Genomic DNA, 22012 nt, shown 5'->3' on the forward strand with positions numbered 1-22012 from the left:
GGGCGGGGGCAAGCGCTGTGTGTGAACAGGCCCACCCCGAACCCCTCCCGTTCACGGGAGGGGCTTCAGGCAGATCAGGCCTCAGCAGCCAGCTTCTTGGCCTTTTCGACTGCTTCGTCGATGCCGCCGACCATGTAGAACGCGGCTTCGGGAAGGTGGTCGTACTCACCGTCGACGACTGCCTTGAACGAACGCACGGTGTCTTCGACCTGGACGAACTTGCCCGAGATGCCGGTGAACACTTCGGCGACGTGGAACGGCTGCGACAGGAAGCGCTGGATCTTGCGGGCGCGGGCGACGGTGAGCTTATCTTCTTCCGAAAGCTCGTCCATGCCCAGGATCGCGATGATGTCCTGCAGCGACTTGTACTTCTGCAGCGTTTCCTGAACGCGGCGGGCGGTCTGGTAGTGCTCTTCACCAACGACGGCGGGCGTCAGCACGCGCGAGGTCGAGTCGAGCGGGTCAACCGCCGGGTAGATGCCGAGTTCCGAAATCGCGCGGTTCAGCGTGGTCGTTGCGTCGAGGTGGGCGAACGAGGCGGCTGGCGCAGGGTCGGTAAGGTCGTCCGCGGGAACGTAGATCGCCTGCACCGAGGTGATCGAACCCTTGGTGGTGGAGGTGATGCGCTCCTGCAGCTGGCCCATGTCGGTGGCGAGCGTCGGCTGGTAGCCCACGGCCGAAGGAATACGGCCGAGCAGAGCCGACACTTCCGAACCTGCCTGGGTGAAGCGGAAGATGTTGTCGACGAAGAACAGAACGTCCTGACCTTCCTGGTCGCGGAAGTATTCTGCCATGGTCAGACCCGAGAGCGCGACGCGAGCGCGGGCGCCCGGGGGTTCGTTCATCTGGCCGAACACGAGAGCAACCTTCGAACCATCGGGGGTCGGGTTGCCGTCGGCGTCCTTGGCGATAACGCCAGCGTCGAGGAATTCGTGGTAGAGGTCGTTACCTTCGCGGGTGCGTTCACCGACGCCTGCGAAGACCGACACGCCGCCGTGGCCCTTGGCAATGTTGTTGATCAGTTCCTGAATGAGAACCGTCTTGCCCACGCCGGCGCCGCCGAACAGGCCGATCTTGCCGCCGCGTGCGTAGGGAGCGAGAAGGTCGATGACCTTGATGCCGGTCACGAGGATCGCGGCTTCGGTCGACTGCTCGATGAATTCGGGAGCCTTGGCGTGGATCGGAGCGGTCTGCTCTGCGCCAACCGGGCCACGCTCGTCGATCGGCTCACCGATGACGTTCATGATGCGGCCGAGGGTCTTCGGGCCAACCGGCACCGAGATCTGCGCGCCAGTGTCACGCACGGGCTGGCCGCGGGTCAGACCGTCGGTCGAGTCCATTGCGATGGTGCGGACGGTGTTTTCGCCGAGGTGCTGCGCAACTTCGAGAACGAGGCGGTTGCCGTTGTTGTCGGTTTCGAGCGCCGAGAGGATCGCGGGGAGTTCGCCCTCGAACGCGACGTCGACGACGGCGCCGATGACCTGGCTGATCTTGCCGGTAGCTGCTGCGGTGGCCATTTTCGTTTCCTTGCCTTCTTTGTCGTCGTCAGAGCGCTTCAGCGCCCGCGATGATTTCGATGAGTTCGGTGGTGATCGCGGCCTGGCGGCTGCGGTTGTACTGGATGGTGAGCTTGTTGATCAGCTCGCCCGCGTTGCGCGTCGCGTTGTCCATCGCGGTCATCGACGCGCCCTGTTCCGAGGCTTCACGCTCGAGCAGGGCGCCGAAGAGCTGCGTGGTGACGTAGCGCGGCAGCAGTTCCTCGAGGATTTCCTCCTCGCCCGGCTCGTATTCCACCACCGAGTCGACAGCGACGGAGTTGGTGGGGGCGGGCACGGGGATCAGCTGCGCGGTAACCGGAAGCTGCGTCAGCGCGTTCTTGAACACCGGTGCGACGAGATGCGCGACATCGAACTTGCCGGCTTCGAACATGGCGATCAGTTCGCGTGCGATGGCGGCGGCTTCGTCGAAGCCCGGGGTGCGCACGTTGCTGGTGTCGTATCCGGCGGCGATGCCGTTCGGATAGTCACGGCGGATCGGGGCACGGCCCTTCTTGCCCACAAGGTAGAAGGTCACAGTCTTGCCAGCGGCTTCAAGCGCGCGCGCCTGCAGCTTGGCTTCCTTGACGAGGTTCGAGTTCAGACCGCCGCATAGGCCCTTGTCGGTGTTGACCACGACAAGGAGGTGGCGCTGGTCAGAGCCGGTGCCGCGCATCAGCAGCGGGCCATTGTCCTGGCCTGCGACCTTGGCGGCAAGGCTGCCCATGACTTCCGCGAGGCGGCTGGCATAGGGGCGTGCGGCTTCGGCAGCCGCCTGCGCCTTGCGCAGCTTGGCCGCTGCGACCATCTGCTTGGCCTTGGTGATCTTCTGGGTCGACTTGACCGAGTTGATCCGGCCCTTGAGTTCCTTCAGCGAGGCCATGACGGCTCCCTTGATCCGTCACCCCGCCGCGCTGGACGGGGTGGCGTTGACTTCAAAGACTTAGGCGAACTGCTTTGCGAAAGCGTCGAGCGCCGCGACCAGCTTGCCCTTGGCTTCGTCGCCAAGGTCCTTGGTGTCGCGGATCAGGCCGAGCAGGTCAGCATGTTGCGTGCGCAGGAAGCTGAGCAGTTCGGCTTCGTATTCGGTGACGCGGGTCACCGGAACGCTGTCGAGGTAGCCCTGGGTCCCTGCGAAGATCACGCAGGTCTGCTCTTCGAAGCCGAGCGGCGAGAACTGGGGCTGCTTGAGCAGCTCGGTCAGGCGCGCACCGCGGTTGAGGAGCTTCTGGGTCGAAGCGTCGAGGTCCGAACCGAACTGCGCGAAGGCAGCCATTTCGCGGTACTGGGCGAGCTCGAGCTTGATCGAGCCGGCCACCTTTTTCATCGCCTTGGTCTGGGCCGAGGAGCCGACGCGCGACACCGACAGACCGACGTTGATGGCCGGACGGATGCCCTGATAGAACAGGCCGGTTTCAAGGAAGATCTGGCCGTCGGTGATCGAGATCACGTTGGTCGGGATGTAGGCTGACACGTCGCCCGCCTGGGTTTCGATGATCGGAAGAGCGGTAAGCGAGCCAGCGCCGTTCTCATCGTTCATCTTCGCTGCGCGCTCAAGCAGGCGGCTGTGGAGATAGAACACGTCACCGGGGTAGGCTTCGCGGCCCGGAGGACGACGCAGCAGCAGCGACATCTGGCGATAGGCCACGGCCTGCTTGGAAAGGTCGTCATAGACGATCACGGCGTGCATGCCGTTGTCGCGGAAGAACTCGCCCATGGTCGCGCCGGTGTAGGGAGCGAGGTACTGGAGCGGAGCCGGTTCCGAAGCGGTGGCGGCGATGACGATGGAGTATTCCATCGCGCCGTTCTCTTCGAGCTGGCGGACGATCTGCGCCACGGTGGAGCGCTTCTGGCCGACGGCGACGTAGATGCAGTAGAGCTTCTTGCCTTCGTCGGTCCCGGCGTTGGCAGCCTTCTGGTTGATGAAGGTGTCGATCGCGACAGCGGTCTTGCCGGTCTGACGGTCACCGATGATCAGCTCGCGCTGGCCACGGCCGACGGGGACGAGAGCGTCGATCGCCTTGAGACCGGTCTGCACGGGTTCGTGCACCGACTTGCGCGGGATGATGCCCGGAGCCTTGACTTCGACGCGCTGGCGGGTGGCGTCAACGATCGGGCCCTTGCCGTCGATCGGGTTGCCGAGAGCATCGACCACGCGGCCGAGCAGGCCCTTGCCGACGGGAACGTCGACGATGGTGCCGGTGCGCTTGACGACGTCACCTTCCTTGATCTCGGAGTCCGAGCCGAAGATCACGACGCCGACGTTGTCGGCTTCGAGGTTCAGGGCCATGCCCTTCACGCCGTTCGAGAATTCGACCATTTCACCGGCCTGGACATTGTCGAGGCCGTGGATGCGGGCGATACCGTCACCCACCGAGAGCACGGAACCGACTTCCGAGACCTGGGCTTCGGTGCCGAAGCTGGCGATCTGGTCCTTGATGACCTTCGAGATTTCAGCGGCGCGGATTTCCATTTTCAGCCTTTCGTAGAGCCTTGAGGCTTCAAGCCTTCATCGCCTGGGCGAGGGAATTGAGACGGGTACGGATCGAGCTGTCGATCATCTGGCTGCCGATCTTCACGACAAGACCGCCGAGGATGTCAGCATCCACGTTGGTCTTGAGCTTGATCGACTTGCCGGTGCGGCCCTGCAGCTTTTCAGTGAGGGCAGCGATCTGGGCATCGTCGAGCGGATGGGCGCTGGTCACTTCGGCGCTGACTTCGCCGCGATGGGCGGCGGCGATCTGCGCGAAGGCGCGGATCACGTCAGGCAGGGCCGAGAGACGGCGGTTGGCGGCGAGAACGCCGATGAAATTCTTCGTAAGGTTGCTCAGGCCCAGCAGCGATGCGACGGCATCGATGGCGCGGCCAGCTTCATCACGGCCGAGCTTGGGGTTGTGAATGAGGCTTGTCAGATCAGCCGATTCGCGCAGTGCAGCATCGAGCTTCTCGAGATCGCCTTCCACAGCGGCAACAAAGCCCTGTTCATTGGCCAGATCGAACAACGCCGAAGCGTAACGCCCTGACAAGCTGGCCGTAATGCCGCCGGAAATCTCCACGCGCCGAGGTTCCTTCATCCAAGGATAAGCCGAGGCAGACCATTGCCCGGAGATGAACACCGGGTGGCCTGCAGACGGGGCGCGCCTAGCAACGTCAGGCCCATATGACAAGATGCGTCTTGGCTTCTTGTGCATAGGTATGAAGGTGATTGCGCGGATGCGTCGTTTATCCGGGGCGATCAGGGCGCAGGCTGGCAGTTGTAACGCATGCGTTCGTTGGGCTCTGGCGGCAGCAGTGCCTTGATCGCCTGCTGGTTCTGGCCGAATTGCCGCGCGGCATCCTCGCCTGCGCCACAGGCCGGTGCATTGAGCTTGGCGCGCTCAGCTCGCGCCCTCGTCATCGCATCGAGACCGACGAGGAAGCGCTCGACCGTGTAGGTCTTCGAATCCGGGTCATACGAATTTACCGAGATTGTCTCCTCGCCGTTGGGGACGAGAATTCGCGACCATCCGTCCTGCGCCAGGCCGTATTGGGTCTTGCCGTTCATGCAGCCATCGTCCCGCCAGTCGACCGGTACGTCAGTGATATCCGAGACGGTTACGCGGCTGCGTTCGGGATCGAGCACGCAGATCATGCGGCCTGAGCCGGGAGAATCGAGAGCAATTGCCGATCCGCTCGCGGATGGTTGCGGCTCTTCGAGCAATTCGCGGGCGCGGTTGTCGATCGAGGCGAGCGAGGGACGCAGGAACCACACTGCCACGGCCGATACGAGCAGAGCGCTGGCTCCGAAGATGTACTTGCGCTCAAACTTGCCGCGACGTCTGGAGGCCTTGACCATGCCCCAGCCACCAACGCCAAGGGCACCGACAAGGAGCAGCGCGGCCAAGGCCATGCCATTGTCGCGCGCTGAGAGGACGGCGATCTCGGCATCGCGGCGCGCCTTGTCCATGGCCCGCTGCTGCTGCTGGGTCCGGGCTTCGTTTTCCGCAGAGAGGCGGGCCTTCTCGCCCGCAGCGCGCTCGGCCTCGGCGCGGTCAAGGTCGGCGATGGAGCGGCAGGGCAGTCCGCTGGTATGCACGTCGACCTTGGCGCGCAGCAGGAAGGCGGACAGCTCGCGCATCGAGATGGCGAAATAGAAGGACGAATCGGTGCTGTTGTCGCTGACCGTGCCGAACGAGTTGACGCCGATTACCCGGCCGCAGGAATCGAGCAGTGGTCCGCCCGAGTTGCCTGAGCCGAGCGGTGCGGTGTGGAGCAAGGTGTCGAACGAGCGCGAGGAGCGGCCGCCAGAGAGGTAGCCACGCGTCTTGACGGCCTCCTGCGGCGTGACCAGATCGGCCATCGACAGGCCCTGCGCCAGATCGACGTTGCCGGGGTAGCCGACGGCATAGACTTCCGAGCCATCGCCGGGGACGCCGGGAAACAGGGTGATCGGGGTGAGGGTGCCGCCGCCTTCGATGCGCAGCAGGGCAAGATCGTTGCCCGGCGAATAGGCGACGAGCTTGGCCGGGTAGCCGTTGCGGCCCTCTGCCGGGACGACGCCCGCGATCAGGCTGTCGTCGCGGCGCAGTTCCTCGACAACGTGAGCGTTCGTCACGATCAGGTTGGGAGTGACAGCAAAGCCGGTGCCGTGGGTGATCAGGTTGGCGCGATCACCGTCGCTCTCGATGATGACGACGCGGACGACCGAGCGGCTGGCGGCGGAGATGTCCGCCGGGTCCGCCAGCGTTGCCGGAGCCAGAAAGGCGGCAAGCAGCAGGGCGAGGAAGGCAGTTATCTGTTTGGCGACACGCATGCCTGCGCTTCTTGCGCCCTTTTGCTTTGACCGCAAGGTGCGGGACGCGCTGTCGCACCTGCTTGGGCATCAGGTCTCCACAGCAAGGAGATGACTTGATGACATATCGAATCACAGGATTGGCTTACGAACCTTTCGCGGACCTGTTCGACCTGAGCGATGCCGAGTTGGAGAGCCGAAAGATTCGCCGCGTGTTTGCGACAAGCGATCGGGGATATCCCTGCCGCGTTTCGCTCGGTGATGCGCGCGCCGGTGACGAACTGCTGCTGCTCAACCATGTCAGTCACGATGTCGCCACGCCCTATCGCAGCGCTTATGCGATCTATGTGAAGCGCGATGCACAGGTTCCGGCAGCTTACGTTGACGAGGAACCGCCTGTCTTTGCCGGACGGCCGCTGGGACTGCGCGGCTTCGGTGCTGACGGGATGTTGAAGGACGCAAGGCTCGCAATGCCGGGGGAGGCGGACGCGCGCATTCGCGACCTGCTTGCCGATCCGCGCATTGCCACTATCCATGCCCACAATGCCGCGCATGGCTGTTTCGTGGCGCGGATCGAACGGCACGACAGCGGAGATGCAGGGTGACAACGGGCGAAGGGATCGGCGAGGACGAGGCATGGACGGCCGTGCTTGCCCGCGACCGGGCGTTCGACGGGCGCTTCGTCACTGGCGTGCTGAGCACGGGCATCTACTGCCGGCCATCGTGCTCTGCGCGCCATCCACGGCGCGAGAACGTGCGCTTTTTTGACGATGGCGTCGCAGCGCGGGCGGCGGGGTTGCGGCCGTGCCTGCGCTGCTCGCCCGATGAAGTGTCGCGTGACGAGCGGGCGGTGCTCATGGCGATCGAGGCGATCAAGGCGGGGGGGCAGACGCTGGGGCTGGCCGATCTTGCGGCGCGGTGCGGCTATTCCCCGACGCATTTCCAGCGGGTCTTTGCGCGCGCAACCGGACTTTCGCCCGCCGCCTATGCGCGCGCTTTGCAGAAGGAGCGCATGACGGAGATGCTGACAGCAGCGGAGCGGGTTACGGATGCGATCTATGATGCAGGTTTTTCAGGACCGTCGCGGTTCTATTCGGCAGCCGAGGAGCGTCTTGGCATGACACCATCGGCATGGGTGAACGGCGGGCGCGGCGTGACTATCCGTTGGGCCGTGGTCGATACTTCGATGGGGGCCATGCTGGTCGCCGCGACTGACAAGGGTGTCTGCCGCCTGTCATTCAACGAGGACGAGAGCGCCTTGCGCGCGCGCTTTCCCGAAGCTGTGCTCGAACCGGGTGGCGACAGCTTTGCCGCACTGCTCGGCGAAGTCGTGGCCGCAGTGGAAGCACCCGGGGACCATTCGCACATTCCGCTCGACGTGAAGGGGACGGCTTTTCAGGAGGCGGTGTGGCAGGCGCTGCGGCGCATTCCGCCCGGCGAGACGCGCTCCTATGCGCAGATTGCCGCAGAGGTGGGCAAGCCGGGCGCGGTGCGGGCGGCAGGATCGGCCAATGGCGCGAACAACGTGGCAGTGCTTATCCCCTGCCATCGCGTGATCCGCACCGACGGATCGCTCGGCGGCTATGCCTATGGGCTTGAGATCAAGCAGCGATTGCTCGACAAGGAGCGCCAGACCAACCGGGGGTAAGGCATGGACGATCTTCAGACGGCCCAAGAGGCGCAGAGGCCGGGGCTATTGCGGCGGATCATTGCCTTTCCGCTGACGCTGATGATCGTCGAGTTCTTCGGGGTCGGTATTGCCGCATCGGCTGCGTCGGTCGCACTTCACAAGGTGGTGACGGAGGGGACGCCGGGCTATTTCCTCGGCGGACTGACCGTGGCCGTGCTCGCCATCCTGATCTATCTCGGTGCGCGGCGCTGGATCGAGCGGCGGGCCAACGACGAGCTGCCGCTGGCGCTGCTCGGGCGCGAGATTCCGCTCGGATTGCTGATCGGTGCAGGGCTGTTCACGCTCATGACCGGGATCGTCGCGTTGATCGGCGGGCTTGCGGTCGAGCGGGTGAACGGCATGGGCGCGCTCTGGGCGATGCTGGCGATGGGGGTGACTTCGGGGACGATCGAGGAGATCCTGTTCCGGGGCATCCTGCTGCGCCATATCGAAGCGATGCTGGGGACGTGGGCTGCGCTGGCGATCACTTCAGCGCTGTTCGGCGCGGCACATCTTGCCAACCCAGGGGCAAGCCCGTTCGCTGCCTTTGCCATTGCGATGGAGGCGGGCATCCTGCTGGGTGCTGCTTACCTGTGGAAGCGCCGGTTGTGGATCCCGATCGGCATCCATGCGGCGTGGAACTTCACGCAAGGGTGGGTGTTCAGCGTTCCGGTTTCGGGCGGCAAGGTGCCTGAGGGGCTGCTGGTGACCACGCGCAACGGACCGGATTGGCTGACTGGCGGCGCGTTCGGGCTTGAAGCCAGCGTGATCGCGATGCTGGTGGCGACCGGGGCAGGGCTGGTCCTGCTGGTGCGCGTGGTGCGGCAGGGCGGGATCAGGCCGCCGATGTGGGTGAAGCGCTAACGCGCCCAGCCTGGCTTGGCCGGTTCGAGGGTCTTCAGGAACGCGTCTGCGCTGTCGATGTATTCGGCGCGCTTGTCGTCGCTCATCCGCCGCCATGTGGCGTAAGGCTGGGCGAGGCGGTGGTAGCCTGACAGCTTCTTTTCGTTGCGGGCGAGGAAGTGCCAGTAGAGCGCGTTGAAGGGGCAGGCGTCGGGGCCGGTCTTCTGCTTCACCTTGTAAGTGCATGAGCCGCAGTAGTCGCTCATGCGGTCGATGTAGGCACCGCTGGCGGCGTAGGGCTTCGAGGCGAGGCGGCCCTTGTCGGCGTGGAGGACCATACCGGCGACGTTAGGCAGTTCGACCCATTCGAAGGCGTCGGCATAGACTGCGAGGTACCAGTCAGCGACGTCCTGCGGCCTGATCCCGGCGAGCAGTGCGAAGTTGCCGAGCACCATCAGGCGCTGGATGTGGTGGGCGTAGGCGTTGTCGCGGGTGGTGCGGACGCAATCGGCGAGGCAGCGCATCTTCGTTTCGCCGGTCCAGTAGAAGTCTGGCAGCGGGCGGTGTGCATCAAGACCGTTTGCCTCGGCCAAGCCGGGCATTTCGAGCCAGTACATGCCGCGGATATACTCGCGCCAACCGATGATCTGGCGGATGAAGCCTTCGACCGCCTCGAGCGGCGCACGGCCTTCCCGCCATTCGGCTTCGGCGCGGCGGCACAGGTCGAGCGGATCGAGCAGGCCGATGTTGAGCGCGGGCGAGACGGCGGCGTGGAACAGGAAGTCCTCGCCTGCAACCATTGCGTCCTGATACTTGCCGAAGAGAGGCAGACGGTCTCGCAGGAAGGCGTCGCGAGCGGTCTCGGCTTCGGCGCGGGTGACGGGCCAGTTGAAGTTCTTCAGCGATCCGAAATGGTTGCCAAACCGGTTTGAGACGAGGTCGAGGACTTCGCGGGTCGTCTTATCGTGCGAGAAGGGTGGCAGCGCGGGCGGTTTGAGCCCGGCTTCGGGGCCGCCGCGGTTTTCGGCATCGAAGTTCCAGCGGCCGCCGACGGGCTTGTCGCCGTCCATCAGCAGCCCGGTCTTGCGGCGCATCTCGCGGTAGAACCACTCCATGCGCAATTCCTTGCGGCCTGCGGCCCACTCGTAGAAATCGGGCAGGGGGCAGACGAAGCGCGTGTCGGGCAGGATGCGCAGGCGAACGGGGAGATCGGTGCGCCATTGCTCCATCGCTTGGCGCACGCGCCATTCGCCGGGTTCGGTCACCTGCACGCCGCGCGGGGCATGTCGCTCGATGGCGCGCAGGACTTCGCCGGTAAAGCTACCAGTGTTTTTTGGATCGTCGAGGCGGATGTAGTCGACCGTCCACCCGGCTTCGCGCAGTTCTTCGGCGACGTGGCGCATGGCCGAGAGGATCAGGGCGATCTTGGCCTTGTGGTGGCGGACGTAAGTCGTCTCGTCGGCCACTTCCATCATCAGGACGATGGTGTCTTCGGGCTTGCGGTCGGCAAGGCTGGAGATCTGGGGCGAAAGCTGATCGCCGAGAATGGGGACAAGGACTGGGCCGTTCATCCGGTGGGAATGGCCGAGCGGCGGATTGGTTCAACCTGCCCGTTAGGGTCAGACGAAGCTGTAGGGGTCTATGTCCACAGCCACGCGCACGCCCGGCGGGAAGCGCAGTGGATCAAGCCACTCGCGGATCACGCGTTGCAGTTCGGTGGAGCGGCGGGCGTTGATCAGCAGGCGGTAGCGATAGCGCCCGCGCAGGAGAGAGAGCGGGGCAGGCGCGGGGCCGAGGATCAGCACGTCATCGAGGCGCGGAGCCGAGCCGCCGATGCCGCGTGCCGCATCGCGGGCTTCGGCCTCGTCCTCGCTCGATACGATGATTGCGGCCCACCGACCGAAGGGCGGTGCACCGGCATCGCGGCGGGCTTCGGCTTCGGCAGCGTAGAAGGCGTCACGGTCGCCGCTGGCGAGGGCTTCGATCACCGGGGCTTCGGGATGGCGGGTCTGGATCAGGACTTCGCCGGGCTTCTCGCCACGTCCGGCACGGCCTGCGACCTGTGCGACTTGCTGATAGGTCCGTTCGGCCGCGCGCAAGTCTCCGCCTTCAAGGCCCATGTCGGCATCGATCACGCCAACGAGGGTCAGTTCGGGGAAGTGGTAGCCCTTGGTGACAAGCTGGGTGCCGACAATCACGTCGATGGCCTTGTTGCTGGCCATCTCGACGAATTCTGCGGCCTTGGCGGGACTTGTCAGCGTGTCGGAGGTGACGAGTGCGACGCGGGCCTCGGGCAGGATTGCGGCGACTTCATCGGCGATACGCTCCACGCCGGGGCCGCAGGCGACGAGGCAATCGGGCTCGCTGCATTCGGGGCAGGCATCGGGCGTTGGCACCTCATGGCCGCAGTGATGGCAGGCAAGGCGGCGCGAGAGGCGGTGCTCGACCAGCCAGGCCGAGCAGTTGGGGCACTGGAAGCGGTAGCCGCAGGTGCGACACAGGGTCAGCGGTGCGTAGCCGCGCCGGTTGAGGAACAGCAGCGACTGTTCGCCCTTCTCAAGCCGGTCCTTCAGAGCCTTGACCAGCGGCGGGGCAATCCAGTGGTTGCGTTCGGGCTGCTCGGTACGGAGGTCGACGATCTGGATGTCAGGCATGGTCGCGCCACCGAAGCGGGCGGGGAGGATGACCCGTTCATAGCGACCGGCCTCGGCCATCTGCAGGCTTTCGAGCGCGGGGGTGGCGCTGGCGAGGATCACCGGCACTTTCTCGAAATGCGCGCGCATCACGGCAACGTCGCGGGCGTTGTAGCGCACGCCGTCGTCCTGCTTGAACGAGATCTCGTGGGCTTCGTCGACGACGATCAACCCGAGCTTGGCGAAGGGCAGGAACAGGGCGCTGCGTGCGCCGACGACGACTTGCGCGGTTCCTGCAGCGACGGCCCGCCAGGCGCGGCGGCGTTCGGAGGATTTGAGCGAGGAATGCCAGGTCACCGGACTGACGCCGAACCGCGCTTCGAAGCGCTTCAGAAAGGTTTCAGTGAGCGCGATTTCAGGGAGCAGGACGAGCACTTGTCCTCCCATTTCCAGCGAGGCGGCGATGGCCTCGAAATAGGTTTCAGTCTTGCCCGATCCGGTCACGCCATCGAGCAGGAAGGGCCGAAAGGCGTGCGCCCTTACCGCCGAAACGAACTTTGCCGCGACATCCGCCTGCTGGTCTGATAGATCGGGTGCCGCAAAGGCGGGGTCTGCGGGGGGATAGGGGCGGTCTGAATCGACAATCACCGGTTCGAGGAGCCCGGCATTGACCATCCCACGCAGGACCGCATCGGATACCCCCGCGATCTCGGAGAGTTCGCGGATGGTGGCTTGCTGGTCGTGCAGCAGATCGAGCGCGATCAGCCGCTGCGGGGTGAGGCGGGCGGTTTCCTTGCCGGTCAGCCGGTATTCGGTGACCGTGCTGCCGCCCTGTAGCGCAGCATTGCTCGACAGCGCCATGCGCGCCACGGCGGCGAGGGGGGCGACGTAGTAGTCCGCCGTCCACTCGATCAGGCGGCGCAAGGGGGCAGGGAGCGGAGGGACCGGCAGGACCTGCAGCAGCGGGCGCAGCTTCGCATCCGGAACCTCGCTTCCCAGCAGCCGTTCAGCTTCCCAGACAACGCCGATGATCTGCCGTGGTCCCAGCGGCGCAAGGACGACACTGCCTGGTTCCACCGTCATTTCGGCGGGCACGCGGTAATCGAGCGGACCGAGCGCTGAATTGAAGACGAGGCATCGGACGCGGTTCATGTTCGCCGGTCTATATGGGGGCGAAGCGCTTCGGGCAAAGCCCGCGTGGGCCAGAATTGAGGAGAACTACAGATGTCGCAAGGTTCCATGCTTGTCGCGCGCCGCACCATGCTTGGCGGCATGACGTCACTGGCTGTTCTGTCGGTTGCAGGTTGTGCGAGCTATCCTGCCTTCTATCTGGAAGAGGCGGTGCGGCGACTGCTGTTCCTTTCGACCGATCGGGCCTTTGCGCGATTGCTGGCTCCCGGCGGTTTCTGGGACGATCAGGTGACACGCCTTGCCTTGCCCGAGGCGATCGGCAATCGCGGGGGCGTTCTGGCACGGATACTGACCGGACCTATCGTCAAGGACCGGCTGCAGCGGGCGTTCAACGACATGGCCTATGACGCGGCCGAGCGCGCCGCGCCTGCTGTCACCGATGCTGTTCGCACGATCGGCATTCGTAACGCGTTGGCCCTTCTGCGCGGCAGCGATCCGATGGGGGCCACGGCGTTTCTGCATCAGGAAATGGGAACGAGTCTCGTCGAGATCATGGTGCCCGAATTCGGCGATGCAATCAGGGTGAGTCGTGAGCCTTTGGTTGGGCAGGTGCTTGCGGCGCTGACCGGTGTGGACGTGGGCGGCATTGCCAACTCGCTGGCCTATGAGGCGGACAACGCCATTTTCCGCGCCATCGGGCGCGAGGAGGCAGCGATTCGTGCCGATCCGCGCTCAACCAACGATCCGCTGCTGATGGCAGCGTTTGGCATAAAGTGACGGACTGACATCGGCGCGCGGCTTGCCTATAGGCGGAGGGGAATCAATCGCTCCCCGCTTGGAAGGCTGCCCCATGAAGTTCTTCGTCGACACTGCCGACACCGCCGAGATTGCGGACCTTGCTGCCACTGGCCTGCTCGATGGCGTGACCACCAATCCCACGCTGATCGCGAAGGCGGGCAAGGACTTCATCGAAGTAACCCGTGAGATCTGCGGACTGGTCGACGGTCCGGTCTCTGCCGAAGTCGTTGCTCTCGATCACGAAACGATGATGCGTGAGGCTGAAGTACTGCGCAAGATCGCCGACAACGTCTGCATCAAGGTGCCACTGACCATCGACGGCCTAAAGACCTGCAAGGCGCTCACCGGCGACGGCACCAAGGTCAACGTCACGCTGTGCTTCTCGGCGAACCAGGCGCTGCTCGCGGCCAAGGCTGGCGCGACCTTCATCTCGCCCTTCGTCGGCCGCCATGACGACAACGGCTTCGATGGCATGGATCTGATCCGCGACATCCGCCTGATCTATGACAACTACGCGTTCGAGACCCAGATCCTCGTCGCCTCGATCCGCCACGGCGTGCACGTGCTGGAAAGCGCGCGCATCGGTGCCGACGTGATCACCGCGCCACCCGCCGTGATCAAGGGCCTGTTCAAACATGTCCTAACGGACAAGGGTATCGAAGGCTTCCTTGCCGACTGGGCGAAGACCGGCCAGAAGATCGTCTGAACCTTCTGAATCACAGGCACTTGCGCATTGGCTGACGAAACTCCCCTCGACCGTTTCCGTTCGGTGCTGACCGGCACCGCGCGGGCGATCTCGCTCGATCCGGAGGTCGAAGTGGCGTGGACGGCCGATGCTCCGGTCCAGTCCGGCCAGTCGATGCGCGTGCCGATGCCGGGGCGTTCGCTCCCCGCAGAGCAGGTGGCAGAGGCGCGGGGCCATGCCGATTCGATGGCTCTGCGGCTGCGGCACCACAACGCCGCGCTGCATGGCAGCAACGCACCTTCGGAAGCGCTGGCGCGGGCCTGCTACGATGCCGTCGAGCAGGTTCGGTATGAGGCGCTGGGCGCTAATGCCTATGCGGGCATGCGCGGAAACCTTGGCGCGGCGCTGGCGATGCGCATGGCGTCCGATCCGATTGCGCGCGCGGCAAAGCCCGAGGACGTGCCGCTGCCGACGGCGCTGGCGCTCCTCTTGCGTGAGAAGCTGACCGGCGAGACGTCTCCCGCTTCGACCGACACCGGCATGGCGATGGTGCGCAGCTGGATCGAGAGCAAGGTCGGTGGCGATGTCGAGGGTCTTGCGCTCTCGCTTGATGACCAGCGCGCTTTTCAGCAGATCGCGCTCGACATGCTCCAGCATCTCGACCTCACGCAGTCCGCTTCCGATCAGGAGGAGGACACGCAGGACGACGAGGGCGAGGAACAGGAAGACGAGGGCGAGGAAGAGCCCAGCAGCTCCGACGATCAGGAACAGCAGCCTTCCGAAGTGGCCGGCGACACCAGCGAAGGCGACGAGGATTCGGAGTCAGAGCAGGAAGACGAACAGGACGACGATGCCGCCGATTCCGACATGGCCGACGATGGCGAGGAGGGCATGCTGCCCACGCGCCCGAACCGGCCCTGGATCGACCTTCCTGAAAACTTCGACTACAAGAGCTTTACCACCCAGTTCGACGAGATCATCTCGGCCAGCGACCTGTGCGACGAGGAAGAGCTGACGCGGCTGCGCGCCTATCTCGACATGCAGCTCAAGGGCTTGCAGGGGGTGGTCACGCGGCTCGCGAACCGGCTGCAGCGCCGCCTGATGGCTCAGCAGAACCGGTCATGGGACTTCGATCAGGAAGAGGGCCTGCTCGATGCCGCGCGCCTTGCCCGCGTCGTGATCTCGCCCGGCCATTCGCTGTCCTACAAGATCGAACGTGACGTCGAGTTCAAGGATACGATCGTCACGCTGCTGATCGACAATTCGGGTTCGATGCGCGGACGGCCGATCTCGATCGCGGCGATCAGTGCCGATATCCTTGCGCGTACGCTGGAGCGCTGCGGGGTCAAGACCGAGATCCTCGGCTTCACCACGCGCGCATGGAAGGGCGGGCAGAGCCGCGAGGCGTGGCTGGCGGGCGGCAAGCCTTCGCAGCCGGGCCGCCTCAATGACTTGCGCCATATCGTCTACAAGAAGGCTGATGAGCCTTGGCGCCGCGCCCGCAAGAACCTCGGCCTGATGATGCGCGAGGGTCTGCTCAAGGAAAACATCGACGGCGAAGCACTGCTCTGGGCCCACACCCGCCTGTTGGCACGCCCCGAAGACCGCCGCATCCTTATGGTCATTTCCGATGGCGCGCCGGTCGACGATTCGACTTTGTCCGTCAACAATGCCGGCTATCTCGAACAGCACCTGCGCAAGGTGATCGACTGGATCGAAAAGCAATCGCCGGTGCAGTTGGTGGCGATCGGCATCGGGCACGACGTCACGCGATACTATCGCCGCGCCGTCACGATCATGGATGCGGAACAACTGGGTGGCACGATCATCGAACAGTTGGCGGATTTGTTCGAGGATGAAGCTTAGGCTTTATTTCCTTGCGCAATTGGCCTTGTCATCTTCCTGACAACGTTTAACGTCGGCCGATGAATTGGGGGCAGGGATCGACGTTGGCGGCGGCTTTGGCTGCGGCTGTGCCAAGTTTGGCTTGGCAAGAATCACATGCGCAGGACGCTGCAGCGGCCTCATCAGCGCAAACTCCATCCGCTCCAGCTGCCGCATCACCGCCTGCCCAGCAAGTTCCACTGGACGCTTGCGCATCCGCTCTGGCCGAAAAGCGCCAGGGAAACTGCATTCCAGCGCTGACACCGGTTCAGGTCGAACTTTCCGAACCGCTCAGCAGTCGAACCAGCATCACCGGACAAGCGTTCGCGTTTTCACTCGTTGCGCCGATCAGCGTCGGTGGCGTCGAAATGATCGCCGCCGGGACGAAAGGGCAAGGAGAAGTCGTCCATGCCAAGAAGACTGGCGTCGGCGTGGGCGGTGAACTGGTCCTTGCGGCTCGCTATCTGCAGGTTGGCGATCGGCGGTTGCGTCTGAGAAGCATGCATCTCAACGGCACAGGCCGCGATCAGCAAGGTCTTGCCTTTGCGGTAGGGGTGGCAGTCGGCTTTCCGGCACTCTTCGTACGCGGTAAGCACATTGACGTCCCAGCTGGTGCCTTCGCGGACGTCAAGACTGCCGAGGCATTCTGGATTGACAGCGCAACTGCTCCTGCAAGCAGTGCTGAAAGTGCCGCTGAGGCAAAAAAGATCACGACGAAAGAAGGGGTGCCTGATGTTCCGTAAGTTTGCAGTTTCCTTGGCTCTGGCCACATCAATGGTAGCGATTCCGGCTCTTGCAGCCGACAAGGCCGATGCTCCGGCAGCGCCGATCGCCATTCCCGCTCCACCGGCGGGCAAGGGTCAGATCGTGTTTTTCCGCCCTGGCGGCATGGGATTTGCGGTCGGTTGCTCGGTGAATGAAAAGGGCCAGAAGGTCAGTTCGTTGGGCGCAGGCCGTTACTTCGTGATGGTCACCGAGCCGGGCCGCCATGAATTCACGGTAAAGAGCGAAGCAAAGGATGTGCTGGCTCTCGAGGTGGAAGCCGACGAAACGCAGTACGCGACCTGCCGCATCAAGATGGGCATCATGGTCGGCCGTCCTGACCTTGCACCCTCGACCGAGGGAGACTTCCGCAAGAACAACAAGTTGAAGCTTGTCGATGCTGATGACATGGGCCCGGGCGAAGGGGCACTGCGGCCTGACCAGCTTGCTGCTGCACTTGCCGCTTCGGCAGCACCTGCAGCGCCGGCTACGCCTGCCGAAGCAACAGCAGCGCCTGCGACTTCGGCTCCAACTAGCTGATCGGTTCGGTAATGCCGGGTTGACTGCCAAACTTTAACCGGGCAGTTAATCCGGCATGAGCGCCATGACTGTCAGCGAAGCCGTCCTTTCCCGCCGTTCGATCCGGGTGTTCAAGCCCGATCCTGTGCCGCTCGAGGTTCTGCGGCGGGTCATGGACAAGGCGCGGTGGGCGCCTTCGGGGTGCAATTTCCAGCCTTGGGAAGCAACCATCGTGACCGGTGAGCCGCTGGCCGAATTGCAGGCCAAGATGCTGGCCTCGCCGATGCAGGATCCGGCGGAATACTCATGGTCCGATCCTGAGGTCATTCCCGAATGCAAGGCGCGGCTGCAGCAGGTCGGCGCGGCGATGTACACTGCGATGGGCGTCGGCCGAAGCGACGGCGATGCTAGGGCCGACTTCGTTCGCAACAACGTCACCTCGTTCGGCGCACCTGCCGTGCTGCTGTGCTATTTCGACCGGCGCATGGGGCCGCCGCAGTGGTCGGACGTCGGCATGTGGCTGCAAACGATCATGCTTCTGCTGCGCGAAGAGGGGCTCGATTCGTGCCCGCAGGAATTCCTCTCGATGTATGCAAGGCTGATCAAGGAGTTCATCGGCGTTTCGGATGAAACGCACATCTTCTTCTGCGGCATCGCCATCGGATACCGCGTTGAGGACACTGCGGTGAACCAGTTCCCGCGCGAGCGCGTGGACATCGACGGCAACGTTCGTTTCCTCGGTTTCTGAAAGTCTTGGCAATGGACGTGACCGAAGCGGTTCTGTCGCGGCGGTCGGTTCGCCGTTTCCTGCCTGATCCAGTTCCGCGCGAGGTGCTGGAGCGCGTGTTGCACAAGGCGCAGCGTGCGCCATCGGGCGGCAATGTGCAGCCCTGGAACGCCAAGGTGCTGGCGGGAAAACCGTTGGCGAGGCTGGTCGCAGCCGTTGCCGAGGTCATCCCCCAAGGCCGGGTCGCACATTCACCGGAGTATGCGGTCTATCCGCCTGAGCTTGACGGCGCCTATGAAGCGCGGCGCTTTGGTGTGGGCGAGGCGATGTACGCGGCGCTCGGCATCGGGCGGGAGGACAAGCGCGGGCGACTGGCGCAGTTCATGAGCAACTTCCGCGCCTTCGATGCCCCGGCCCTGATGCTGGTGCATACTCCCCGATACATGGGGCCGCCGCAGTGGTCGGACATCGGCATGTGGCTGCAGACCGTGATGTTGCTGCTGCGTGAGGAAGGTCTCGATTCCTGCGCGCAGGAGGCGTGGGCGGTCTACCAGAAGCAGGTCCGTGAATGTGTCAGCCTGCCGGAAGACCACGTGTTTTTCTGCGGCCTCGCCATCGGCTGGCGCGATCCGGCAGCGCCTGTGAATCAGTTCGATGTGCCACGGGCATCGCTCGAGGACGTGGTATCCTTCGAAGGTTTCTGACGTCGGATTGATACAATTCGCTTGGCAGCGACGGGTGTATCGCTTGGCATCTGCGCAGCAACGCGCCTATGCTGTGCCAAACGGCACAAGAGTCCTCGGGTAACGCAAGATATTGGCTGCAATTGGCCATGGCTCCGAAGCGGACGTTTCGTCCGGCGGGGTCAGGCCGGGAGAGCATGTGATGCGTGACCGTCGGGCAGGACATTGGGCGAGGCTGGGAGCAGGTGCTGCAGCATTGGCCGTCATGCTGGGAACTGGTTGCGGCTCGGTCTCGGCCCGCGAGGAATCGCTCCTGCTCCGCGACAGTTTTCCGCTGGGCTCGGGCGGAAGCAAGGCGTTGTGCCAGGTCCAGTCCCGCACGACCGATCCCGCCAACCGCAGCCCGATGGATCGTACCTGGGCCATCGTCTGCCGCGATTCGGCATTGCCGGTCGGCTATGTTTTCGCGCTGCGTCACGGTCACGACGATGAACTGGTGCGGCTCGCGCAGCGGCGGCGCGACAAGGTTTCGTGCAATGCAAAGACCACGGCTTCGGTTGGTGGGCGGATTCGGCAGGACTGTCGCTGGAAGGACCCGGATCTTGCGTATGAAGTGGTCAGCGTAGCGCGCGGCAGCACGACTTTTGTGGTCGAAGGCTTCTCCGCTTACCATGGCGCGCTCGATCTCGCCCTGCGCTCGATCTATGCCGACCGCCTGCTTGATGAGCCGATCGAGGTGGCGACGACATCGGTGAACGATACCGAAGCCTATGCCCGCATCCAGGCGCTGACGCTCGATCCGGCAACCGCGCTCGCAGAGGGATACCGGCGCAACAACTCGGGCGACTATGCCGAAGCTGCCGCCTATTTCGAGACGCTGGATCAGCGGCAGGCGTCGACGGGCGATGTGCCGATCGACCGCGTTGAATTCCTCGTCAACGCGGGGCTTCAGCGGTCCAACCTCGGCCAGTTTTCCGAAGCGGACCGCCTGTTTACCGAGGCTGATGCCATGCCCGCAGGAAGCGGCGTGGTGGAGCGGTTGCGGCGCAACTACGAGGCGATCCACCTGCTGAACCAGGAGCGCTACGACAATGCACTTGAGCGTCTGGGCACGCCGTTGCGCCAGACCAGTGCGATGGGCGCAGACAGTCTGCGCGCGACGATGGAACTTACGCCGTCTGTCTCGCGCCGGATCAATGCATCTGACCTTACCGCCAATGCGATGGGGCTGGTCGATGATCTACGGCTGACCGACGACGAGCGGGCCACCATCCTCGACGCCCAGAGCCTGCAATTGCGCGGGACGGCGTTGCGTCTGCTCGGCCAGAGGGCGGAAGCCCGGTCAGCGCTCGAGCAGGCACAGGCCCGCGCGCTGGCCGTCCGAAACGGTCGCGTCGTGTCGATCGTGCGGATGCGCGCGCAATTGCTGACCGAACTGGCGACGCTTGCTGAGGAAGAGGGGCGGTTGAGCGACGCAGAAGCGTTGTTGCGCTCTGCCGTGGAGATCGTGGGCGTTCAGTACCCCGAAACGCGTAGCATGGCGGCAGCGCAGGCGCGTCTCGCCGCCTATCTCGTCCGTCGTGGCCGACCGGCGGAAGCCGAGCCGCTCTATCGCGAAGTGGTTTCGCGCTCGGTCGAGCGGGAAAACGGGCTTTCCGGTCTGTCCCGTCAGATGGCGCCCTACTTCGACCTTCTCGCCTCGCGCATGGGTGCTGATGCGGCGACGAGCGATGCCTTCTTTCAGGCATCGCAAGTTCTGGTAAGGCCGGGCGTGGCGGAAACGCAGGCTGTATTGTCGCGCGAACTTTCGGGTGGAAGTGACGAGGCAGCAAGGCTTTTCCGTCAGTCGAACAGCCTGACGCGTGCTGTCGAGCGGGCGCGCATGACGTATGCGGCACTGCAGAGGCTTGACGATGCCGCCGCACGTACGGACGAGATAGCCGAAGCTGCAAAGCGCGTTGCCGATCTGGAGGCACAGGAGCAGGCGACCGTTATCGACCTTGCCAACTATGCCCGCTATCGCGTTGTCACTCAGCGCGTAATTGGCCAGAAGGAGCTTCAGCAGGGGCTCGGCGCAGGCGAGGTCTATGCCAAGATGGCGGTCCTCGGTCCCGATGTGTTCGTGTTCTTCGCGAGCAAGGACAAGGCGATTGGATACCGCGCGCCGATCACCTCGGGCGAACTGGAAAAGTCCGTGCAGGCCGTGCGGGATTCGATCTCTCGGTTTGATGGCAAGCAGTATGTGACGGGAACATTTGCCGCGAACGAGGCAGCGGGGCTCTACAGGGCGCTGTTCGGACCGGTTTCGGCGGAGCTTGGCGCAGCGCATCATCTGATTTTCGAGCCGGACGGCGCGATGCTGAAGCTGCCGGTCAACGTGCTGATCGCGGACGAAGCTTCTGCCAAAGCCTACCTCGCGCAGGCGGAAAGTCCCGTCGGCGATCCGTTCGATCTGCGCGGGGTGAAGTGGCTGGCGAAAGACAAGATTGTCTCGACTGCCGTTTCGGCGCGCTCCTTCATGGACGCCCGCAAGCAACCCGGTTCAAAGGCGCATGAGGCCTATCTGGGATTGGGGCGAAACGATGCCGTCTCGGCCACGTCGGCGCTGGCGGCCGCGCGTGTGCGCGGTGCGGATGGCGAAGTGATGGCGGATTGCAGTTGGCCTCTAGCCACCTGGAACCGACCCATTTCCGAAGCCGAGTTGCTCAAGGCACGCATGCTGCTGTCCGGGCAGGGGACAGACCTCATGGTCGGACCTGCTTTCTCGGATACCGCGATCAAATCACGGGGGGATTTGAACAATTTCCGGATCCTGCATTTCGCCACGCATGGTCTGGTCACGCCGCCCCAGCCATCGTGCCCGGCGCGCCCTGCGCTGGTTACCTCGTTCGGGCCGCAAGGGTCGGACGGGTTGCTGAGCTTTTCCGAGATATTCGACCTGCGGCTTGATGCGGATATGGTCATCCTCTCTGCTTGCGATACGGCTGGGCAGGCTGACGTGGCGGCAACGCGCGACGCAGGTATCGTGACCGGGGGCGGCTCAGCGCTCGAGGGCCTTGTTCGCGCGTTCATCGGCGCGGGCAGCCGTTCCGTGCTCGCCAGCCATTGGCCCGCTCCCGATGATTTCGATGCGACGGCGCGCCTGATCAACGGTCTCTTTGCGGCGGCACCTGGTACGGCGACAGGCGAAGCGCTGCTCAAGGCGCAGGATGCGCTTATGACCGATGTGGATACGTCTCACCCCTATTACTGGGCCGGCTTTGCAATTATCGGTGACGCTGCGCGGCCGCTTGTTGCGCAAGGTGCGCGCATGGCCGCGGTGCAGGGGATAGCACCGGCGGCCATGAAGATGGTTCCGGGGGGAAACTGACG

Annotated in this window: 18 protein-coding genes; 11 read left to right on the forward strand and 7 right to left on the reverse strand. The window is 64.2% G+C overall.

What is annotated here, in order from left to right; translation table 11 throughout:
* Nucleotides 1-74: 74 nt before the first annotated feature.
* The 5 genes from atpD to ACZ1JX_RS03780 form a co-directional block, all read right to left on the reverse strand.
* Nucleotides 75-1517: a F0F1 ATP synthase subunit beta gene (atpD, locus tag ACZ1JX_RS03760; RefSeq protein WP_465125457.1), complete on the reverse strand. Its 1443-nt coding sequence runs from the start codon at nucleotides 1515-1517 to the stop codon at nucleotides 75-77.
* Nucleotides 1518-1545: 28 nt separating this feature from the next.
* Nucleotides 1546-2418 carry a F0F1 ATP synthase subunit gamma gene (locus ACZ1JX_RS03765; protein WP_465125458.1) on the reverse strand — a complete coding sequence of 291 codons (873 nt, stop codon included), beginning with the start codon at nucleotides 2416-2418 and terminating at the stop codon, nucleotides 1546-1548.
* A gap of 60 nt (nucleotides 2419-2478) precedes the next feature.
* Nucleotides 2479-4008: a F0F1 ATP synthase subunit alpha gene (gene atpA, locus ACZ1JX_RS03770; protein WP_465125459.1), complete on the reverse strand. Its 1530-nt coding sequence runs from the start codon at nucleotides 4006-4008 to the stop codon at nucleotides 2479-2481.
* A 28-nt stretch (nucleotides 4009-4036) separates the two neighbouring features.
* Complete coding sequence (locus ACZ1JX_RS03775) at nucleotides 4037-4591, reverse strand: F0F1 ATP synthase subunit delta (protein WP_465125460.1); 555 nt, start codon at nucleotides 4589-4591, stop codon at nucleotides 4037-4039.
* 179 nt (nucleotides 4592-4770) lie between these two features.
* Nucleotides 4771-6327, reverse strand: coding sequence for a S1C family serine protease (locus tag ACZ1JX_RS03780; protein ID WP_465125461.1), 1557 nt, complete (start codon nucleotides 6325-6327; stop codon nucleotides 4771-4773).
* Nucleotides 6328-6425: 98 nt separating this feature from the next.
* Between ACZ1JX_RS03780 and ACZ1JX_RS03785 the strand changes: the two genes are divergently transcribed.
* Genes ACZ1JX_RS03785 through ACZ1JX_RS03795 form a run of 3 tightly spaced genes read left to right on the forward strand, consistent with a single transcriptional unit; the run spans nucleotide 6426 to nucleotide 8839 of the window.
* Entirely contained in the window at nucleotides 6426-6911 is a 486-nt protein-coding gene (locus ACZ1JX_RS03785; protein ID WP_465125462.1) for a DUF1203 domain-containing protein, read from the forward strand.
* Nucleotides 6908-7954 carry a bifunctional DNA-binding transcriptional regulator/O6-methylguanine-DNA methyltransferase Ada gene (ada, locus tag ACZ1JX_RS03790; protein ID WP_465125463.1) on the forward strand — a complete coding sequence of 349 codons (1047 nt, stop codon included), beginning with the start codon at nucleotides 6908-6910 and terminating at the stop codon, nucleotides 7952-7954. Before ACZ1JX_RS03785 ends, ada begins: the two co-directional genes overlap by 4 nt.
* A gap of 3 nt (nucleotides 7955-7957) precedes the next feature.
* Entirely contained in the window at nucleotides 7958-8839 is an 882-nt protein-coding gene (locus ACZ1JX_RS03795; RefSeq protein ID WP_465125464.1) for a lysostaphin resistance A-like protein, read from the forward strand.
* Here ACZ1JX_RS03795 and ACZ1JX_RS03800 read toward each other — a convergent pair.
* A complete protein-coding gene (locus ACZ1JX_RS03800) occupies nucleotides 8836-10389 on the reverse strand; it encodes a cryptochrome/photolyase family protein (RefSeq protein ID WP_465125465.1) in 1554 nt (517 codons plus the stop codon). The two genes, ACZ1JX_RS03795 and ACZ1JX_RS03800, sit on opposite strands and share 4 nt — an antisense overlap.
* 48 nt (nucleotides 10390-10437) lie before the next feature.
* Nucleotides 10438-12603 (reverse strand): primosomal protein N', encoded by a 2166-nt coding sequence (locus tag ACZ1JX_RS03805; RefSeq protein WP_465125466.1) that lies wholly within the window; start codon nucleotides 12601-12603, stop codon nucleotides 10438-10440.
* Between the two features lie 72 nt (nucleotides 12604-12675).
* Between ACZ1JX_RS03805 and ACZ1JX_RS03810 the strand changes: the two genes are divergently transcribed.
* The 8 genes from ACZ1JX_RS03810 to ACZ1JX_RS03845 all read left to right on the forward strand — a co-directional run bounded on the left by ACZ1JX_RS03810 (nucleotide 12676) and on the right by ACZ1JX_RS03845 (nucleotide 22010).
* Nucleotides 12676-13359: a DUF4197 domain-containing protein gene (locus ACZ1JX_RS03810; protein ID WP_465125467.1), complete on the forward strand. Its 684-nt coding sequence runs from the start codon at nucleotides 12676-12678 to the stop codon at nucleotides 13357-13359.
* Between the two features lie 73 nt (nucleotides 13360-13432).
* Nucleotides 13433-14086: a fructose-6-phosphate aldolase gene (fsa, locus tag ACZ1JX_RS03815; RefSeq protein WP_465125468.1), complete on the forward strand. Its 654-nt coding sequence runs from the start codon at nucleotides 13433-13435 to the stop codon at nucleotides 14084-14086.
* Between the two features lie 27 nt (nucleotides 14087-14113).
* A complete protein-coding gene (gene cobT, locus ACZ1JX_RS03820; RefSeq protein ID WP_465125469.1) occupies nucleotides 14114-15931 on the forward strand; it encodes a cobaltochelatase subunit CobT in 1818 nt (605 codons plus the stop codon).
* A gap of 83 nt (nucleotides 15932-16014) precedes the next feature.
* Nucleotides 16015-16692 (forward strand): hypothetical protein, encoded by a 678-nt coding sequence (locus ACZ1JX_RS03825; protein ID WP_465125470.1) that lies wholly within the window; start codon nucleotides 16015-16017, stop codon nucleotides 16690-16692.
* 31 nt (nucleotides 16693-16723) lie between these two features.
* A complete protein-coding gene (locus ACZ1JX_RS03830; RefSeq protein ID WP_465125471.1) occupies nucleotides 16724-17251 on the forward strand; it encodes a hypothetical protein in 528 nt (175 codons plus the stop codon).
* 55 nt (nucleotides 17252-17306) lie between these two features.
* Nucleotides 17307-17978 carry a nitroreductase gene (locus ACZ1JX_RS03835; protein ID WP_465125472.1) on the forward strand — a complete coding sequence of 224 codons (672 nt, stop codon included), beginning with the start codon at nucleotides 17307-17309 and terminating at the stop codon, nucleotides 17976-17978.
* Between the two features lie 11 nt (nucleotides 17979-17989).
* The gene (locus ACZ1JX_RS03840) at nucleotides 17990-18661 is read left to right on the forward strand and encodes a nitroreductase (RefSeq protein WP_465125473.1); all 672 of its coding nucleotides are present in this window, start codon (nucleotides 17990-17992) and stop codon (nucleotides 18659-18661) included.
* Nucleotides 18662-18842: 181 nt separating this feature from the next.
* Nucleotides 18843-22010, forward strand: a complete 3168-nt coding sequence (locus tag ACZ1JX_RS03845) for a CHAT domain-containing protein (RefSeq protein WP_465125474.1) — start codon at nucleotides 18843-18845, stop codon at nucleotides 22008-22010.
* Nucleotides 22011-22012: the final 2 nt, after the last annotated feature.

The sequence above is a fragment of the Novosphingobium sp. BL-A-41-Hi4A-0G genome (genome assembly GCF_055521735.1).

Bases quoted from the DNA above. Each gene is read 5' to 3' on its own strand.
- atpD (WP_465125457.1), bottom strand. From the start codon at position 1,517: ATGGCCACCGCAGCAGCTACCGGCAAGATCAGCCAGGTCATCGGCGCC.
- ACZ1JX_RS03765 (WP_465125458.1), bottom strand. From the start codon at position 2,418: ATGGCCTCGCTGAAGGAACTCAAGGGCCGGATCAACTCGGTCAAGTCG.
- atpA (WP_465125459.1), bottom strand. From the start codon at position 4,008: ATGGAAATCCGCGCCGCTGAAATCTCGAAGGTCATCAAGGACCAGATC.
- ACZ1JX_RS03780 (WP_465125461.1), bottom strand. From the start codon at position 6,327: ATGCGTGTCGCCAAACAGATAACTGCCTTCCTCGCCCTGCTGCTTGCC.
- ACZ1JX_RS03785 (WP_465125462.1), top strand. From the start codon at position 6,426: ATGACATATCGAATCACAGGATTGGCTTACGAACCTTTCGCGGACCTG.
- ACZ1JX_RS03795 (WP_465125464.1), top strand. From the start codon at position 7,958: ATGGACGATCTTCAGACGGCCCAAGAGGCGCAGAGGCCGGGGCTATTG.
- ACZ1JX_RS03800 (WP_465125465.1), bottom strand. From the start codon at position 10,389: ATGAACGGCCCAGTCCTTGTCCCCATTCTCGGCGATCAGCTTTCGCCC.
- ACZ1JX_RS03805 (WP_465125466.1), bottom strand. From the start codon at position 12,603: ATGAACCGCGTCCGATGCCTCGTCTTCAATTCAGCGCTCGGTCCGCTC.
- ACZ1JX_RS03810 (WP_465125467.1), top strand. From the start codon at position 12,676: ATGTCGCAAGGTTCCATGCTTGTCGCGCGCCGCACCATGCTTGGCGGC.
- fsa (WP_465125468.1), top strand. From the start codon at position 13,433: ATGAAGTTCTTCGTCGACACTGCCGACACCGCCGAGATTGCGGACCTT.
- ACZ1JX_RS03830 (WP_465125471.1), top strand. From the start codon at position 16,724: ATGGTAGCGATTCCGGCTCTTGCAGCCGACAAGGCCGATGCTCCGGCA.
- ACZ1JX_RS03835 (WP_465125472.1), top strand. From the start codon at position 17,307: ATGAGCGCCATGACTGTCAGCGAAGCCGTCCTTTCCCGCCGTTCGATC.
- ACZ1JX_RS03840 (WP_465125473.1), top strand. From the start codon at position 17,990: ATGGACGTGACCGAAGCGGTTCTGTCGCGGCGGTCGGTTCGCCGTTTC.
- ACZ1JX_RS03845 (WP_465125474.1), top strand. From the start codon at position 18,843: ATGCGTGACCGTCGGGCAGGACATTGGGCGAGGCTGGGAGCAGGTGCT.